The following is a 17,182-nucleotide window of genomic DNA, read 5'->3' on the forward strand; positions in this document are numbered from 1 at the left end:
ATATTCTCGCTTCTTAAAGCCTCTTCAGGGCTGCCTTTATTATTTCTTCTACGTTTAAGGTTGGAGCATCTTTTACAATGGCATCCAACACCTTTTCTACGCTTGCTTTTACAAAACCAAGCATAACCAGCGCAGCCTGAGCCTCCTCTTTAGCCGCATTACCACCAGTAAGAGCGTTTGCTCCATCTAAAAGATCCATGCCAACCTTATCTTTCAAGTCAACCAGCACGCGTTGGGCCGTTTTTAACCCGATACCCTTCACGCTCTTTATGCGATTCAAGTCGCCAGAAGTAATTGCCGTTGCCACCTCGGATGGAGTCAAAGACGAAAGCATAATTCGCGCAGTATTCGGTCCTACCCCCGATACGCTAATTAAAAGACGAAAAAGATCACGCTCCGATTTCTCAGCAAAAGCATAAAGCAGCTCCGCATCTTCTCGAACTACGTGGTGCAAAAAAAGTTTTACATTTTTCTGCTGATGTATCTGTGAGTAAGTATTTACCGAAATATTCAAGCTATAACCGATTCCCCCTGCCTCAACAACTGCATTCGAAGGTGTAATTTCTTCTAGTATGCCCTTAATGTATTCAAACATGTCGCCAATTAATATAAATTTATAGCAAAGTTCTCTTAGTTTTGCAAAGATATTTATTTAGGGTAATTAGCATATTATAAGGATGAATTTAACTTAGTTAAATCGTCCGCTCAAAAAACTAACGTTATGCTTAGCCGATCGACTTTAGTAGCTACTTTAATTGGCTGCTTTTCGCTAATTAACGCTTTCGGGCAGCAGCAATTGCCGCCATCTTTCTCTCAAAACAGAGCAGGATTCGATGACATCCCCGTAAAAATACTGGCACCGATTCCGCTTAAATCCCTTTCTGCAAAAAAGGCGCAACAAAACAATGCGAGCTTTCTTAAGAAAAGGGAGTTCGGAACCACCATCTCTACCAACATCAATCTGACCGCAGAGGGCCGAAAAGATACGGTAACCAGTACCGTAATCCATCGCCTAATGGTAAAATCGGTTGGTGCCAAAAGTCTTGGGTTAAAGATTTCTGCAACAAACATCACCTCCTTCGATAGCCGAAAAATATTCATTTACACCCCCGATAGGCGATACGTTTTCAACACGCTTGCAAAAATTAGCGAAGGTTCCTCTATTATACTTCCAACCATCCCTGGGGATTGCGCCGTAGTTGAAGTAGAAGAACGATTGGGAGAAAATGCTCAATTCTCAATTTCAGAGGTTGTCCACGGAGATATATCACCCCTAAAAGCCTACGATATTGATAAGGACATTTCGCAAAGTTGCAACGTAGATATTGCCTGTAACGAAGGGAAGGACTGGCAGATAGAAAAATCCAGCATCGTTAAAATCGAAATTCATACCGGAAACGGAATCCGATTATGCACGGGAACTCTCATCAACAACACGGCTAACAACAGACGCCCCTACATCCTAACCGCCAACCACTGTATCCAAACGGCAGATCAAGCACGAAACTCTATCTTCTATTTTGGCTACGAAAAAAAGGAATGCGGGCAGGATGCCATCATTCAAGGGCAATCAATCTCTGGATCAACCCTTAGAGCAACTGGCCTTGAAAGCAAGCTCGACTTCACGCTAGTAGAACTCAATCAAACACCTCCTCAAAGCTACCAAGCCTACTATGCAGGATGGGATATCCGCAAAAATCCTTTCAAAACAGCAGGAGCAACCTGCCTGCATCACCCCAATGGCGATGTAAAAAAAATATCAATTTCCGCTAAATCCCCCATTGTTGGCGACTACCAAAAAGAGCTAGATAATACGGCCAGCTTCGACCCCAACTCTCACTGGCATGTCGAAAAATGGGACGTTGGAACAACAGAAGGAGGTTCTTCTGGATCCCCATTATTCAGCAACAATCATCTAGTTGTAGGTGATCTTTCTGGCGGACTCGCAAGCTGCGAACAATCTGTAGACGACTACTACTCTGCCATAAACCGGGCATGGAGCGATTACAACGACCCTCGCTACCAGCTAAAAGCTTGGCTAGATCCTATTAGTAAAGGAGATTCAACCTGCAATGGAGCATATGCCACCAACCTACCATATCAAATCCAGGTTAGCAACCCGTTTCCTTGCTCTGGTGAAGTTGTCAACTTAACGATAACTCCAGAAGATCCGAATTTGAAAATAACCAACCTACAAGCTGATAGCTATAATGAAGTTAACGGAGTTGGAACTAAGTCTTTAACATGGACATTAACTGGCAGTGAAGCCAAAGATGTCTACGCCAGCCTAGAACTTAACGGTACACCGCTAGGCTCTGTATTCTTGGTTTCTGTTAAGCCTTTCCCCGCTATACCTACAATCTATAAGAAAGGACTTACGCTCGAAACTTCCTCCTTAGACTTAAAACAATGGTACTTAGATGGAAATTTGCTAAATAATACCACAACATCAAGCATCCAAATTCAAGGGAAGGGAAGCTACACCATGAAAGCGTTTACTCCCTTTGGCTGTGCTAGCACCTCCAATACCATAATCGTTAACTATTCTGATTTTATACAACCTCAAAACATTGTGGCTTACCCTGTTCCTGTTCAAAACGGGATCGTTCATATAAAACTACAACCCGCTGATGATAAGCAATCTTCATACGACATTTTTGATGGAGATGTAACCGTAAATATGTACGATATCATGGGACGAAAGCTAAAAGCAGAACTTTTCAAGGGCCCCAACGATCAAGTTGATTTCAGCTTACCTTACGTACAGGCTGGGCTTTATATCCTAGAAGTTGTGGGAGGAGGCAAGCGTATCGCAAAAAAAATAGTGGTGACTGGAGAATAGCTATCCATCAGAACAGAAACTTTTAGACCGTCAAAGGCTGATCGTTTTTGAAGAGCTGAAAGTTTATGAACCGTAAAACACTATCCAGCAGGAGGCATCTCCGTCAACGATAATTTACTGTTATTAAGCATAGCACGCCCAATTGCGATAACCCAGATAAACAATAATTTTGCACGAGCTAAACTAAAGCCTGTAAATGGTGTTTAAACACCTCAAATTGTCGATCATGAGCTTAGATATTCAAGAGATCAATAGAGTCCTATCGCAAGTAATTCACCCTGAGAATGGAGAAAACATCATCGCCTTAGGGATGGTGGAGAACATTAGGGTAGAGGACAATAACATAAAATTCACCCTTTCTTTTAAGAAAGCTCGCGACCCGTTTGCTTCATCCATAAAAAAAGCCTGCGAGTTGGCTATAGAACAGGCATTCCCCAATTTTCAGATCAAAGGAAACATCCTAGAGCTGGTAAAGGAAACCGCGCCAAAGCCAAAAGCGGCTAAGCCAAACAGCGACTCGCTATCTGGCATCAAGCACCGAATCGCAATTGCTTCTGGGAAAGGGGGTGTAGGCAAGTCTACTGTCACCTCAAACCTTGCAGTCACCTTAGCAAAACTTGGCTATAAGGTCGGATTGGTAGATGCCGATATTTACGGTCCATCTATGCCCAAAATGTTTGGAGTGGAAGATGCCAAACCTTTTATGGTGGAAGTTGATGGGCAAGAACTTATAGAACCTGTAGAAAAATACGGAGTTAAGCTGCTTTCTGTAGGCTTTTTTGTAAAGCTAGAAGACGCCCTCGTTTGGCGCGGACCAATGGCTACCAATGCCCTTCGCCAAATCATTCAGCAGGTGAACTGGGGTGAGCTCGACTTCCTCCTTTTCGACCTACCTCCAGGAACAGGTGACGTACACATCACCCTTTCTACCGAATTCAGACCCGATGGTGCAATCATCGTGGGTACACCTCAAGAGGTGGCTCTGGCCGATGTAATAAAAGGCATAAAAATGTTTACAGGGCAAAACCTCAACATTCCAATTCTAGGAATTGTCGAGAATATGGCGTGGTTTACTCCTGCCGAACTCCCTGATAATAGGTACTATATTTTTGGTAAAGACGGCTGCAAAAAGCTCGCCGAAAAATATGACCTTCCTCTGCTAGGACAAATTCCTATCGTGCAAAGCGTATGCGAAGGGGGTGACAATGGCGAACCTTCATCGCTAACCAATACGCTCATTGCCGAAAAGTTCAATGAAATAGCCCAAAAGGTTGTTCAAGAGTTTTCTAAATTCTCAAACTAAAGTTGTATGGACCCCAATATCAACCTACTCGAAAGAGTTGACAAAGCACTAGATGCCATTCGCCCTTTTCTAAAAAACGATGGAGGGGATGTGAAGGTTGTAGAAGTTTCGGAAGAGATGGTGGCCAAAGTTGTTTTACTTGGCGCCTGTGGCAGCTGCCCCTTTAGCATAATGACATTGAAAAATGGAATAGAGCAAGCAGTAAAAAGGGAAGTCCCCGAAATAAAGGAGGTTATTGCCATTCAGGACGAAGAATAGCCTCGCTGCTTATAGAGAAAAAATACCGAAAGGCACTCTTCTTATATTCATTTGAATATCAATAAGAGTGCCTTTTTAATATTTATAATCACCTTTTTTTGCTATTATTGCCTACTGCAAAACATTAGGCATTTTACAATTAACACCTAATCATTGAAAAAGCTAATTATACTCATTTTCGCAGGGTTGCTGGTTGGTTGTTCTACTCAAAAGAACACGCTGGTTAGCCGTACCTACCACAACATCACCGCAAAATACAACTACCTTTTCAACGCTCAAGAAAGCTACAACCTGAGCACAAAAAAATACAGCAAAGAATATAGCTACGAGTACAATTCGCTTCTTCCTGTTTTCCTTTTTGAGGATAAGGCTGCCCCCTCTAAAACAAGCGAGGGAATGGATCGGGCAATCATGAAAAGCGGTCTTTTAATTAAGTACCACTCCATCACAGCCAAGCCGTCAAAAGCAAAGCAAAATACGGCTGCCCAAAGAGCCTTTTACAACCAGCGAGAGTTCTGCAAATATGTTGATGATGCTTACCTCCTAATAGCCCTAGGCAATACCTACCTGCACGATTACGATAAAGCCCGCCAAGCCTTTAACCAAATCGTCCTTAACTATCCAAATACCGACACCAAGGTTGAAGCCCAAATATGGCTAGCATTAATTGCTGGTGCCGAAGGCGATTTAGTTCAATACGAAGATGCCTTAAACACAATAACACAATACGGTAAATGCCCCAACAGTTTACAGCCTTTACTACAGGCTGCACTAGCAAACTACTACATTAAAATTAAAAGTTACGCTAAAGCCATCGAATCTTTGGAGCAGGCTGCACGCCTCGAAACTCAGAAAGAAAACAGGTGCCGCTATCTTTACATCTTAGGCCAACTTTACCAAAAAACAGGTAATACTTTAGCCGCACAGCAAACCTTTCATCGGGTAGCAAAACGTGCTTCATCGTACGAGATGACCTTTAATGCCCGCTTGGAAGAGGCCCGTTCTTACTCTTCTGGAAATTCTGGAAACTTAAAGAATGAGCTGCAAAAGATGGCGAAGAGCGAACGAAATACTCCTTATAGAGATCAGATCTACTATACGATTGGAAAAATTTACCTTCAAGATAACAACGAAAAAGAAGCATTGTCTAATTTTCAGAAATCGCTAGAGTATGCATCCCCCAATAGCAACCAAAAAGGTGTAACCTTCGCTACTTTAGCAGATTTAGCCTTTTCTAAAAAAGATTTTCTTAAGGCACAAGCGTTATATGATAGCGCAAGCACACTCCTCCCAGATAGCCACCCGTTGTACTCGGACGTTCAAACGCGTTCTCAAAAATTAGGAAGACTCGCTAGTAGCATGCGTGAATACCAAAAGCAGGATAGCCTCATAAAACTTTCCATGCTCAACAAAGATGAGCTTACTCGGCTCGTTGATAAAAAAATTGAACAGCTAAAAACGCAACAGGAAAAAGTTCAGGAAGAACAGAATCGCCAGCAATCGTACCTGATGAACCAAAACAATCTTGCTTTGGGAAACCAGCAAAGCAACAGCTGGTATTTTTACAACCAGTCTGCATTAGCTTTTGGAGCAGCCGAATTTAAAATGAGATGGGGACAACGAAAGCTCGAAGATAACTGGCGCCGAAAAAATAAGGGAAACATTGCAGATTTTGCAGAGGCAGCCAAGTCCGAAGAAAAAAAATCAGAAGAAACTCGCTCGCCACTAACACGCGAGTACTACTTCGCTGATATCCCTAAAAACGAGAATGAAAGAGCTGCTGCAATCAAAAAAGCACAAGACGCACTACTCGATGCTGCCGATGCTTACCGTGTTGATATTGAAGATCCAAAATCAGCCATAACAACTGCAGAATCGCTGCTAAAAGAAGATTTATCAGCAGAAAATAGGCTAAAAGCCTATACTATTTGCTATCAGTCGTACACAGCGCTTAACGACATGGCAAATGCAGAACACTATAAAAAACTTATTGCAACTAAATACCCTCAGAGTATAACTAAACAATCTTTTGAAACAGCATCATCGATCTCGAATATGAGCAATGCAGATAGCAAAGCGCTAGAACAATGCATCGAGCTAATTAATGTGGGCAAATTCAAAGAAAGCTTAGAGATTAGTAGGCCATTTACAGACAAAAAGAATCCGCTTACTCCCCAATTTGCGCTTGCTAAAGCACTTGCCATTGGAGGATTAGAAGGAAAAGATGCATACAGAAAAGAACTTTCGTCTCTGATAGAAGAATTTCCGAATACAGAAGTAGCCAAAACGGCTGCAGAATATGTCGCTCAACTAGACAAGGTTGCACTCAATCGCTTAAACCCCAAAGAAGACCAACCTAAATCAGCGACTCCTAACGAGATTGCAGCCACCCATAATTCGGACGCTACAACCAGATATCTTGCAACAGACGGTAGCCATGAGCTAGTCATTATAATACCACAAAACACAAACTTTAATCAACTTAAATTCAACCTAATATCGTTTAACCTCGAATCATTCCCTGACACCGAGTTCAACATCACAAAGGAATCATTCGATAGCAATAATGATATTGTAAGAATAAAAGCCTTTGACAGTAAGAAAAAGTCGCTTGATTACTACTTTTTGCTGCTACAGAAGCAAGATCTGATAAACCAATCGGGAGCTAGCAACTTTGCTTTATTTGCCATTTCCGCTCAGAACCTAGAGCTGCTACTGAAGGACAAGGCTCTAACAACCTATTCCGACTTCTTTATGAAGGAATACTTAAAATAAAGTATAACAAGTGTAAAATTTTTACGTATAACTCAAGGCCACCCTAGCAAGTGGCCTTGAACATTAATAACGTAAGATTCGTTGAAATCTAACGACGATTACTATATTCGCTACTTCTTTCAAACATAAGTAAATGACTATTACGGTAAACGGGTTGTCCGATTTAGAAAATGCTGCGATGCAGGTTGTAAAAGCAATTGGCGATCGAAAAATTGTAGCGCTTTACGGCCAGATGGGAGCAGGGAAAACTACTTTAGTAAAGCAAATTTGCGAATCTCTACAAGTACCTGATGTGGTTAACAGCCCCACTTTCTCGTTGGTTAACGAATACCTACAGCCAAACGGAGAACCGATATACCATTTTGATTTTTATAGAATTAACAAGCTAGAGGAAGCCTACGATTTTGGTTACGAAGAATATTTCTATAGCGGCCATCTCTGCCTCATCGAATGGCCCGAGATCATAGACGAGCTTATTCCTGATGATGCGGTAAAGCTCCACATCAAGGTTGTTGATGAAAACAAAAGAGTAATAGAAATTAATTAAACTTTAGTTTAATGGTACAGGAGAATAGCAAAATAAGACCAAACTTCCCCATTTCGTGCGGATTACAACCCTTGGAGGAGATGCTAGAAATAGGTCGTAAAACAAAACGGCTGATCATTGGTATACCAAAGGAAACGACCTGTGGAGAAACTCGCGTCCCGCTTACTCCTGAAGCCGTAAAAATTCTTTCGACTTACGGACATGAGGTAATTATTGAGTCGAATGCTGGAAAAAACTCGAACTTCTCCGACCTGCACTACGCCGAAAATGGAGCAACAATAGTGCAAACAGCCAAGGAAGTTTTTCAATCAGACATTGTTATCAAGGTTTCACCTTTCAGCCTAGAGGAAGTTCAGCTGATGAACAACAACCAAACAATAATATCGGCTCTACATATCAACAACTACACCCCAGATTACATTAAAGGGATAATGCACAAAAAGGTGACAGCAATTGCATCCGATGGTATTAAAGATAGCGAAAACTGCTATCCTGTTCTTCGGTCAATGAGCGCCATTGCTGGATCTACCGCAATCCTTGCTGCTGCAGAGCTAATGAGCACAACCAATAAAGGAAAAGGCGTTTTACTAGGCAGTATCCCAGGCATTACACCGGCCGAAGTTGTTATCCTCGGAGCAAGCACTGCGGCCGAATACGCAGCTCGTGCAGCTATCGGCTTAGGAGCCGAGGTAAAAATTGTTGATCACTCCATTAAAAGGTTAACCGAGATACAGCATCTCCTCGGACAGCGCATCTACACAAGCAACTTCCACCCCCAAATCATCGAAAAAATCCTCAAAACAGCCGACGTTGTTGTAGCTACTATCATCCCCGAAGATCCTAAAAACATCATTCAAATTGATGAAAGCTTGGTTAAGCAAATGAAGAATGGGGCGGTCATTATCGACATGACTGTTGACAGAGGAGGAAGTTTCAAAACGTCAGAGTACAAAACAAATAACGAACCTCCTTTTGTAAAGCACAACGTTATTCACTACTGCATACCAAACATTACATCTAGAGTTGCCAGAACAGCCTCCATTGCGCTCAGCAACATTTATACTCAGCTGCTTCTAAATATGGCAGATGCTCCCAATATAACAACGTACCTTAAAGAAAATCCGGGAATCAGAAATGGCGTGTATGTTTTTAATGGATTGCTAACCAACAGCTATTTAGGCGAGATTTACAACATTCCATCTAAGGATATTGACCTGTTGATGGCTGCTTTTTAATAGATTACTGAGCAACAAAACGGTAGGTAATAGACCCCTTCTGAACAGATGGTGCATCGGCCTTAACAGTAAACCTTGATCGACGAGCGGCCTTCAATGCTTCTGCAAAAAGGCATTCGCTTGCTTTTGTTTGAGACGATATGGAGGCAGAAGTAACAGCACCCCTTTGATTAACAACTATATCAACAACAACATCGCCACCGCCCTCGCAAAGGTATGCAGGAACAGGTAACTCGACCCCTTGCCTTCCTCCCAATGAGTATGCTAAAACTGAAACTCCTCGATAAGCCTTTTCAGAGCTAGCTCTTGAGCTTGCTTGCGAACCGGATTGCTGCTCTGGAGCTTTACTTGCCTCTAGAGATTTTTTATAAAGTTCCCTATTGGCGCGCATTTTCTCCTCCAGCTTCCGAGCTTCATCGTATACCGGATTCGCTTTACCAAACTTATCGTCTACCAGCTTATCGGTAAGCTTATTCAGGTTGCTATTAACCGCCACATTTCGAACTGTCGATACGCTATTTCTTTTTGCGGCCTCCTCTGTCTTTGGATCTTCCTTTTTTAGTATCTCATCTGCCAGCTTCTGTGGATTAGGCTGAATTTGTTGTTGTATTGGCTGAAGCTCCATATAAACCATATCGTTAGATGGTTTTACCGGATTTAACTTCATTATTAGAACTAAAATAAGGATAACAAGGTGGAATATAACAGTACCCAATAACCCAACCTGATGAGCTATCAGCCATTCTTTAATTCCTCTTGGGCGCTGTTCGTTAAAAATATCCTCCATCGAAAACCTTAAAGTTTTGACAAAAATAATCATTACCAGAGAATGACCATCAAACTTTAAGAATCGCTAACAGCTCTTCCTCAAGAAAAATCGCCGAATAAAAGAGGGCATAACCGCACATGGATGCTTATAGACAAAAGCATCAGGACATTGTCTTGCCCTTAACTTAAATAATTAGCTAATAAAAAATTCCTTGTCGTCTACTACGACTCTTTTAATTGCACTATACTTTAAAATTTTATTTTCTTGGCCACTACTCACATCGTTTGCCAAAAAATGACGAGAGGTTGCTGTTAACCGGTAGTTTAATGGCAATGAATAGGCACTTTGGTCATCAAATACTAAGAATCTGTAGGTGGCCTCAATTAATAACTTTTTGAGCACATCCTCATCGAAAACAAATACTCGCATAGCTACTTTTTTTATGTTTAAAACTATCTATCTAATACTCAAAGAACACTAAAATACACTCCTTAACCGAAGTCGTCTCCAAATAAAACTATTTGCACTTTATTTGCAAATAAATCTATATTATTTTATTAACAACTTTAAAATAGTTATCAACAATTTAAAGGCGAAAACATTTACCTCCTCGTAACATTTTCGATAACTGACTTTTGCATAAAAAAACAAGGCAAAGAAAAAGTCAAATACATTATGCTATCTTTGCACAAATTTTTGAAATGCCCCAACAGTACCCTAACCCGCATACTTTAAGATGGACTTTTGACCTTGTTGGAACACCGGCAAGGCTACTCCTAAATATGATTGGCTTTACAGTGGCAGGGCTAATTAGCATAACCTACCCTACCTACAGCTGGCTTATTCTGCTCTTTTGTGGAGCCTTAATCCCCAGCATCTTCAGCTACTGCTTGCTAAACTTACTGCTAGGCTTTGCCGAGCGATTCGATTTGACCCAAGCATCCATGCTAAATCCATTAAAAATGAAGCTAATGCTGGTTTTGGATGTAATGCTTCTCTTTGCATTTATACTCCTCATCATCTACGACGTTTGGTCTTCTCCCATTTTTAAGGTTATAGCATGCCCCATAATACCATCTGTACAACTTTTATGCTTGCGAGCAATGATTTTTTTCAACCATAAAGAACAATAGTCGTCCAATCAATTAAAGAAAAAGAACCTGAATGGGCAAAATCTTGTTTTTTTTTCGTTAATTTATATTGATAAATAGGCTAAGAAAAAAATGTAATTTTTTACAGTAGCCTTCGGACGTTTTTTTAAATAATTTTGTAAAAAAATTTCCCGTGAATATTAGCCATTACATACAAGAGTTGCTCTTTTCAAAGCAGCAGGTAGCGCTACCTAATATTGGCACCTTCGAATTTGTTAGCAAACCAGCGCATATCGATAGTGCTACAGGAACAATTACGCCACCCTCCAAAACCATTAAGTTTAGGTTTAACGAGGACTCTGGACATAGCGTGCTTGCCAGCTTTATTGCCAAAAAGTGCAATATTTCTGCAAGTAAGGCAATAGAAGAGGTAAACGAATTCTCCAACCAAATACTAGAGACCCTCGGAAAAGGAAACGAATTCGAGCTTGATGGCATTGGCGTACTCCGTATGCTAGGGTCTGGATCAATCATTTTTTTGCCCATATCTACCTATAGTAGCCTTGGTGAATCTTTTGGTTTACCAACAATCAACCTTCAAACCCAAGCAGAAAAGGCTGTTCCTCAAGAGAAAAAAGCAGACATTTCATCTCCTGAGATAACAGAGTTCGAAATTGAAGATTCTTTTGAGCTTATTGAAGATTCTGCCGAAATATCAAAAGTTGAAGAGATGGAGGAAGCGATTCCTGTTGAAACCTTTGGAACAAAAGAGGAGGTTGCTGAAGCTAAAGAGCCAGAAAAAAGTTCTGCTGCTACAAGCGAAAAGATTGAAGAACCTTTCAAAGCAGAGTCGAGAGCCGCAGCAATAAAGGCTGCAGAACCAGAAGTTATTCTAGAGATTCCAGGATCTAAAGATGATGAAATTCCAGTTGAGAGAAGCAAAAACAGCTGGATATGGATGTTCCTAATTGTTATTTGTGTTTTAGCCATCGCTTTTGTAGCGCTATATCACTACAAGCCGTCTCTTTTTTCCTTCTTGAGCTGGAACGACACAACCAAAATTGAAGAACCTCAGATTCCAACAGATTCCGATACTTCGTACTATAAAGCAATCACAGGAACGCTAGACGACACTGCGACGATTAATGACAGCGCAAGACTTGATAGCGCAAGAGCAAACCTGCAAAAGATTGATAGCATCTCTAAATCGGGAGCCAAACCTTCTCCCAAGCCAACTATAAAAGATGGCAAAACAAGAAGAATGACCAAGGAAGAGGTGGAAAGCATTATCAACGAAAAGCTCAAGCTTGGCAATACCGTAAAGACGTCAGATACTCAGCCAAAGGCTGCATCTTCTCGACCTGTTAACGATGCCAAAGCGACAACCAAGCAAGCAGCACAAACGAAACCTGCTGCAGCACAAGTTCAAACAGGCGGTAACTACAACGTTATTGCAGCCAGCGTAAGAACTCAGGGCGAAGTACAACGGGAAGTTGCCCGATTAAAAGCAAAAGGCTTTACACCCCAAATCATCGACAATGGTTCAGGCAAGATTCGTATCAGCATAGGTGCATATCCCAACTCGCGCCAAGCAGCTACTGCCGCCCGAAATGCAAAATCGAAGTTAGGCGTTGATGCTTGGGTCTTAAATCCGTAAATATTAAAAACACAATAGAAAAAGGAGCCGGAATAAGTGGCTCCTTTTTTTTTCTACAATTCACTGTCGGAAATAAATAGGTTTGGAACAGAAAGATAGCGCTCTCCGGTGTCATAGTTGAAGGTCAAAACCCTTGAGCCTTTAGGCATTTCAGGTAGCTTTTGGTTAATGGCAGATAGCGAAGCTCCACTCGAAATCCCAACAAAAAGCCCCTCTTCTCTAGCAGCACGACGAGCAAATTCAAAAGCATCGCGCTCATCCACCTGAATAACACCATCAAGAAGGTTTACCTCTAAATTCTTTGGTATAAACCCAGCACCAATCCCTTGAATTGGATGAGGAGATGGCTGTCCACCGCTAATTACAGGCGATTTAACGGGTTCTACCGCAAAAACTTTTAGGTTCGGAAATTTTGCTTTCAAAACCTTTGCAACTCCAGAGATATGACCGCCAGTACCAACTCCGGTTATCAGGTAGTCTAAACCATCTGGAAAGTCTGCAATAATTTCCTGCGCAGTAGTCTGCTCATGGATTGCGTTATTGGCCGGATTCTCGAATTGCATAGGAATCCACACCTTCGGATTTTCAGACTGAATTTCGGTTGCCTTTTCAATTGCCCCCTTCATCCCCTTTTCCCTTGGAGTAAGTACCAATTCGGCTCCATAAGCCTTCATAATTGCACGACGCTCTACCGACATAGACTCCGGCATAACCAGCACAACCCTATAGCCCAAAGCTGCACCAACCATCGCCAAACCAACTCCAGTGTTACCAGAGGTTGGCTCAACAATCACAGAGTCGGACGTAAGAACTCCTCTCGCTTCTGCATCCCTAATCATCGACAGCGCAATTCGATCTTTTACGCTCCCTCCTGGATTCTGGCGTTCCAACTTTACCCAAACTTCAACATCTTCAGTAAAAAGCTTGCCGATCTTTAGATGTGGGGTGTTCCCAATAACATCTACTACAGAATTAACTCTCATCTCGTTATTTATTTTGTAAAACAATTTTCGATTCTAGCGTATTAAAGACTTTAGTCATAGGTGGAATACTCTCTGTAAGCCACACGTTGCCACCTACTACCGAACCGGCTCCAACAACCGTAGCACCGCCAAGAATGGTGGCTCCAGCATAAATGGTTACATCATCCTCTATTGTTGGATGGCGCTTGGCATCGGCATCAACCTTATGGACAGATAGCGCACCAATGGTTACGCCCTGATAGATTTTGACACGGTCGCCGATTATGGAGGTTTCGCCAATAACAACACCCGTACCGTGATCTATAAAAAATTCGCGCCCAATATGAGCCCCTGGGTTTATATCAATACCCGTTTTACTATGAGCCATCTCCGTAAAAATGCGAGGTATAATATCCACCCCAGCAATCCGCAGCAAATGGGCTATTCGATAGGTAGCTATGGCAAAAAATCCGGGATACACCATGGCAACCTCTTCGGGTGACGATGCAGCAGGGTCGTTATCGGCAATAAACGCAGCATCCTCGAGTAGGCGCTCGCGAACTAAGGGCAAGTTGCCGAAGAAATGATCTGCGATGCTCACAATTTCGACGTTAGACACTTTCATAAGAGACAGTATATTAACAAGCTCCGTCTTCAGTTCCACCTCCGACTCCACCTTCAGCGGGTAGCATAACGTTTCGCAGAGCACATGCGGATGAACATGAGCAATAAGCCTACTCAAGTAGTTTTTCGAACGAACGATAACCTCCAGCTGCCGATTTTTATTTTCCTGTTGCATATTATCCTTTCTAATTTTCTATATAACAAAAAACCCCCTGCCAATGGCAGGGGGTACACGTTATAGTTTCCTATATAGTATATGTTTACCCTTGCCGTGGCGTTTTGCCGCAACATGTTGCCTTACAACAACAACAGATAAACGTATATACTAAATTGTTAATCATTCTATTACATTACAATTGATTGTCTCACTCTTATTACAGCCGATGCAATTGCCTCAAACTGCTCCTTGGTCAGATTCTCGTCATTTACCGTTTCGTAAGCCTTTTTAATAGGGAAAAGCAACGACATTGAATCTTCCACATTCTTACTCTCCTTATTCTGATCCATTAACTCCAAAAGCTTATCTAATGTTCGCTTCTGATTCGCAATTACTTTTAAAAAGACTCCATTTTTTGGTGTTGAGATGGCAATTTGCACTGTTGTGTACAATCCTTCAACCCAACTTCCGGTCATAACAAGAATCGAAAGATAGTCTTTTCCATTATTCTGCAAAAATGCATAGGTGTCAAAAAACGAGTTGGAGATAATAACGGTTAGCGAATCCTTATTGTCAATATTCCGTTCAACTCGCTCAGCAAAAGCAGCATTAAAACGGGTTGATATCTGCAATTCATCAATCAGCACCTTTGAAACCTTAAGATAATTTAAGGTTTCCTGCTTCATTCCGTAGGTACTAGAATAGCTTAAGTTCGCCCCATACACCCCCAAGTTTAACGCCTTATCCCTATCGGTTATATAAAGATCCACCTTTTCGACCGGGTTACAAAGCGAAAAAATAAAAGGAGCCTTTGCATCATTTAGCGCCTTGGCTATTTCGGCAGGTGTTGGGATTGGATACTTAATAACATCCTTAACCACCTCGTCTTTATTCAGCGTTTTATCTTTGTTTTCAGCTTTTTTATTCCCACACGAGCTTGCTGCAACAGATAGCGCTACAACAGCCACAAAAAACAAACCTTTTAGCATTTTTGCATTCATACCTTTCATTTTAGTTTAATACCGGCCTATCAAGCTGCTTAGAAATTTCAGTTCGCACCTGGTTTAGGGCGCTTATTCGGGTAACAGTTTGCTCAAACGTCTCCTCGGTTACCGTTCTCAGCTCCTCGCTCAAATTATTAATTGCCATAGCAATAACTTTTGCCTTATAGTTAGTCACCGCCTTTGGTACTGCCGCGGAAAGGAAGTCTATTTCGTTATCCTCTGCAGCCCCCATTTTCTTCCAAATGTTGCTTAAGGTGTACTCCCCCGAGTGGATGTTGATAACCAGCTCGCTTATCTTCAGGTTTTCGTGATGAATAAAGCGGGTTATTTTAGGCTCCTCGTGGTTGGCTATAATCTCGGCAAAATCGTCAAAAATTTGGCGGTACTCCAAATTCTGTAGCTCCAAATCATCGTTAACTATTTCGGAGATAATGTACTCCCCAACGGTCATAACCTGCTCTTCTCCTGCTTCGTCGGTATAGGCAAAGAGCTTTACGTTGGCATACTTTAAAAGTAGGTAAATAAGCTCCTTCTCCTGCTCCTCGCAAACAATATTATTTACAAAAGTAGGAATGGCAGGCGTATGAAATTCAGGTTTAGCCTGTTGTACTATACTGCTATTTTGGGCAACTGTAGCCCCAATCTTTTTCCCTCGCTGGGTATTAACCTCCTGCAGCAACGTTTCTTCAGCAACGTCGAACATGCGGGAGCACTCGCGAACGTAAACCGAACGAACAATTGAATCGGGAATAACCGACACCGAGTGCATTACATCGGTAATAAGAGCCGCTCGCTTGATGGGGTCGTTGTTCGTATCCTTCAGGAGCAGGCGCGTCTTAAAGGTTATGAAGTCTGTTTCGTTACCCGAGATATACTCCTTGAGCTCGGTAACAGAATGCGTCTTGGCAAACGAGTCTGGATCCTCGCCTTCTGGAAGCAGCACCACCTTTACGTTCATCCCCTCCTCTAGAATCATATCGATTCCCCGAAGCGACGCCTTTATCCCCGCCGCATCGCCATCGTAAAGAACGGTAACGTTGGGCGTAAAGCGCTTTATAAGCCTAATCTGCTCGGTTGTTAGCGATGTCCCCGACGAGGCCACCACATTCTCAATCCCCGCCTGGTGCATCGACAGCACATCGGTGTAGCCCTCCACCAAAAAGCACTGGTTCTCCTGCGTGATGCTTTTCTTCGCAAAGAAGATCCCGTAAAGCGTAAAGCTTTTGTGGTAGATTTCGGACTCCGGAGAGTTCAGATACTTGGCAATCTTCTTATCATTCTTCAGAATACGACCACCAAATGCAATTACACGACCGCTTATGGAGTGAATGGGAAACATTACCCGCCCATGAAAGCGGTCGAACAGGTCGCCATTATGATCAACCGAAAGCCCAGTTTTTACCAGAAACTCCTTTTTGTACCCCTGCTTTGCCGCATACTGCGAAAACGAGGAGCGCGTATCGAGGCAGTAGCCAAGCTGAAACTTTTTGATGATATCATCCCGAAAACCCCGCTCACGGAAGTAGCTCATGGCGATCGTCTTTCCATCGACATGGCTATGGAGCATATCGGAGAAGTACTTCTGCGCAAAGGCAGAAAGCACCATCATGCTCTCGCGGTCGTTATTTTCCTGCACCTCCTCGCGCGAAAGCTCGCGCTCCTTAATCTCTATCCCAAACTTCTTGGCTAAGTAGCGAAGCGCATCGGCGTACTCCAGCTTCTCGTGCTCCATAACAAAGGATACCGAGTTGCCAGCCTTACCACATCCAAAACATTTAAAAATACCTTTAGCAGGAGATACGGTAAAAGAGGGCGTTTTTTCGTTATGAAAAGGGCAGTTACCAAGGTAGTTAACCCCTCTCTTTTTAAGAGAAACAAACTCCCCCACAACGTCAACAATGTTGGCGGCATCAATAATTCTGTCAACAGTTGTTTTGTCTATCATTGCCCTGTATTAT

The 17,182-nt window shown here is 42.3% G+C and carries 15 protein-coding genes; 8 read left to right on the forward strand and 7 right to left on the reverse strand.

The window, feature by feature from the left end:
* Positions 1-13: 13 nt before the first annotated feature.
* The gene (gene ruvA / locus L990_RS02215; RefSeq protein WP_047445011.1) at positions 14-595 is read right to left on the reverse strand and encodes a Holliday junction branch migration protein RuvA; all 582 of its coding nucleotides are present in this window, start codon (positions 593-595) and stop codon (positions 14-16) included.
* A gap of 126 nt (positions 596-721) precedes the next feature.
* Between ruvA and L990_RS02220 the strand changes: the two genes are divergently transcribed.
* The 6 genes from L990_RS02220 (at position 722) to L990_RS02245 (ending at position 8,960) form a co-directional block, all read left to right on the forward strand.
* Entirely contained in the window at positions 722-2,842 is a 2,121-nt protein-coding gene (locus tag L990_RS02220; RefSeq protein WP_047445013.1) for a T9SS type A sorting domain-containing protein, read from the forward strand.
* 226 nt (positions 2,843-3,068) lie between these two features.
* On the forward strand, positions 3,069-4,145 hold the full coding sequence (locus tag L990_RS02225) for an Mrp/NBP35 family ATP-binding protein (protein ID WP_052180658.1): 1,077 nt from the start codon (positions 3,069-3,071) through the stop codon (positions 4,143-4,145).
* 6 nt (positions 4,146-4,151) lie between these two features.
* Positions 4,152-4,403 carry a NifU family protein gene (locus tag L990_RS02230; RefSeq protein ID WP_047445016.1) on the forward strand — a complete coding sequence of 84 codons (252 nt, stop codon included), beginning with the start codon at positions 4,152-4,154 and terminating at the stop codon, positions 4,401-4,403.
* Between the two features lie 153 nt (positions 4,404-4,556).
* Positions 4,557-7,178: a tetratricopeptide repeat protein gene (locus L990_RS02235; RefSeq protein ID WP_047445018.1), complete on the forward strand. Its 2,622-nt coding sequence runs from the start codon at positions 4,557-4,559 to the stop codon at positions 7,176-7,178.
* Positions 7,179-7,311: 133 nt separating this feature from the next.
* The gene (gene tsaE / locus L990_RS02240) at positions 7,312-7,725 is read left to right on the forward strand and encodes a tRNA (adenosine(37)-N6)-threonylcarbamoyltransferase complex ATPase subunit type 1 TsaE (RefSeq protein WP_047445020.1); all 414 of its coding nucleotides are present in this window, start codon (positions 7,312-7,314) and stop codon (positions 7,723-7,725) included.
* 11 nt (positions 7,726-7,736) lie between these two features.
* The gene (locus L990_RS02245) at positions 7,737-8,960 is read left to right on the forward strand and encodes an alanine dehydrogenase (protein ID WP_047445022.1); all 1,224 of its coding nucleotides are present in this window, start codon (positions 7,737-7,739) and stop codon (positions 8,958-8,960) included.
* A 4-nt stretch (positions 8,961-8,964) separates the two neighbouring features.
* On the opposite strand, the gene L990_RS19010 is transcribed toward L990_RS02245, so the two are convergent.
* Both L990_RS19010 and L990_RS02255 read right to left on the reverse strand, forming a co-directional pair.
* Entirely contained in the window at positions 8,965-9,747 is a 783-nt protein-coding gene (locus L990_RS19010) for a hypothetical protein (RefSeq protein ID WP_052180654.1), read from the reverse strand.
* Positions 9,748-9,921: 174 nt separating this feature from the next.
* Positions 9,922-10,158, reverse strand: coding sequence for a hypothetical protein (locus L990_RS02255; protein ID WP_047445025.1), 237 nt, complete (start codon positions 10,156-10,158; stop codon positions 9,922-9,924).
* A 272-nt stretch (positions 10,159-10,430) separates the two neighbouring features.
* Between L990_RS02255 and L990_RS02260 the strand changes: the two genes are divergently transcribed.
* Both L990_RS02260 and L990_RS02265 read left to right on the forward strand, forming a co-directional pair.
* A complete protein-coding gene (locus tag L990_RS02260) occupies positions 10,431-10,862 on the forward strand; it encodes a hypothetical protein (protein WP_156121279.1) in 432 nt (143 codons plus the stop codon).
* Between the two features lie 151 nt (positions 10,863-11,013).
* Entirely contained in the window at positions 11,014-12,477 is a 1,464-nt protein-coding gene (locus tag L990_RS02265) for an SPOR domain-containing protein (RefSeq protein WP_047445028.1), read from the forward strand.
* Between the two features lie 53 nt (positions 12,478-12,530).
* Here the strand turns inward: L990_RS02265 and cysK are convergent, their stop codons facing one another.
* The 4 genes from cysK to dnaG form a co-directional block, all read right to left on the reverse strand.
* Positions 12,531-13,460: a cysteine synthase A gene (cysK, locus tag L990_RS02270; RefSeq protein WP_047445141.1), complete on the reverse strand. Its 930-nt coding sequence runs from the start codon at positions 13,458-13,460 to the stop codon at positions 12,531-12,533.
* Between the two features lie 4 nt (positions 13,461-13,464).
* Positions 13,465-14,238, reverse strand: a complete 774-nt coding sequence (epsC, locus tag L990_RS02275) for a serine O-acetyltransferase EpsC (RefSeq protein WP_052180655.1) — start codon at positions 14,236-14,238, stop codon at positions 13,465-13,467.
* A 170-nt stretch (positions 14,239-14,408) separates the two neighbouring features.
* A complete protein-coding gene (locus tag L990_RS02280) occupies positions 14,409-15,221 on the reverse strand; it encodes a hypothetical protein (RefSeq protein ID WP_156121280.1) in 813 nt (270 codons plus the stop codon).
* A gap of 10 nt (positions 15,222-15,231) precedes the next feature.
* Positions 15,232-17,169 (reverse strand): DNA primase, encoded by a 1,938-nt coding sequence (gene dnaG, locus L990_RS02285; protein WP_047445030.1) that lies wholly within the window; start codon positions 17,167-17,169, stop codon positions 15,232-15,234.
* Between the last annotated feature and the right edge of the window lie 13 nt (positions 17,170-17,182).

This window comes from Alistipes sp. ZOR0009, from assembly GCF_000798815.1.
In the GTDB taxonomy this organism is placed as follows: domain Bacteria; phylum Bacteroidota; class Bacteroidia; order Bacteroidales; family ZOR0009; genus Acetobacteroides.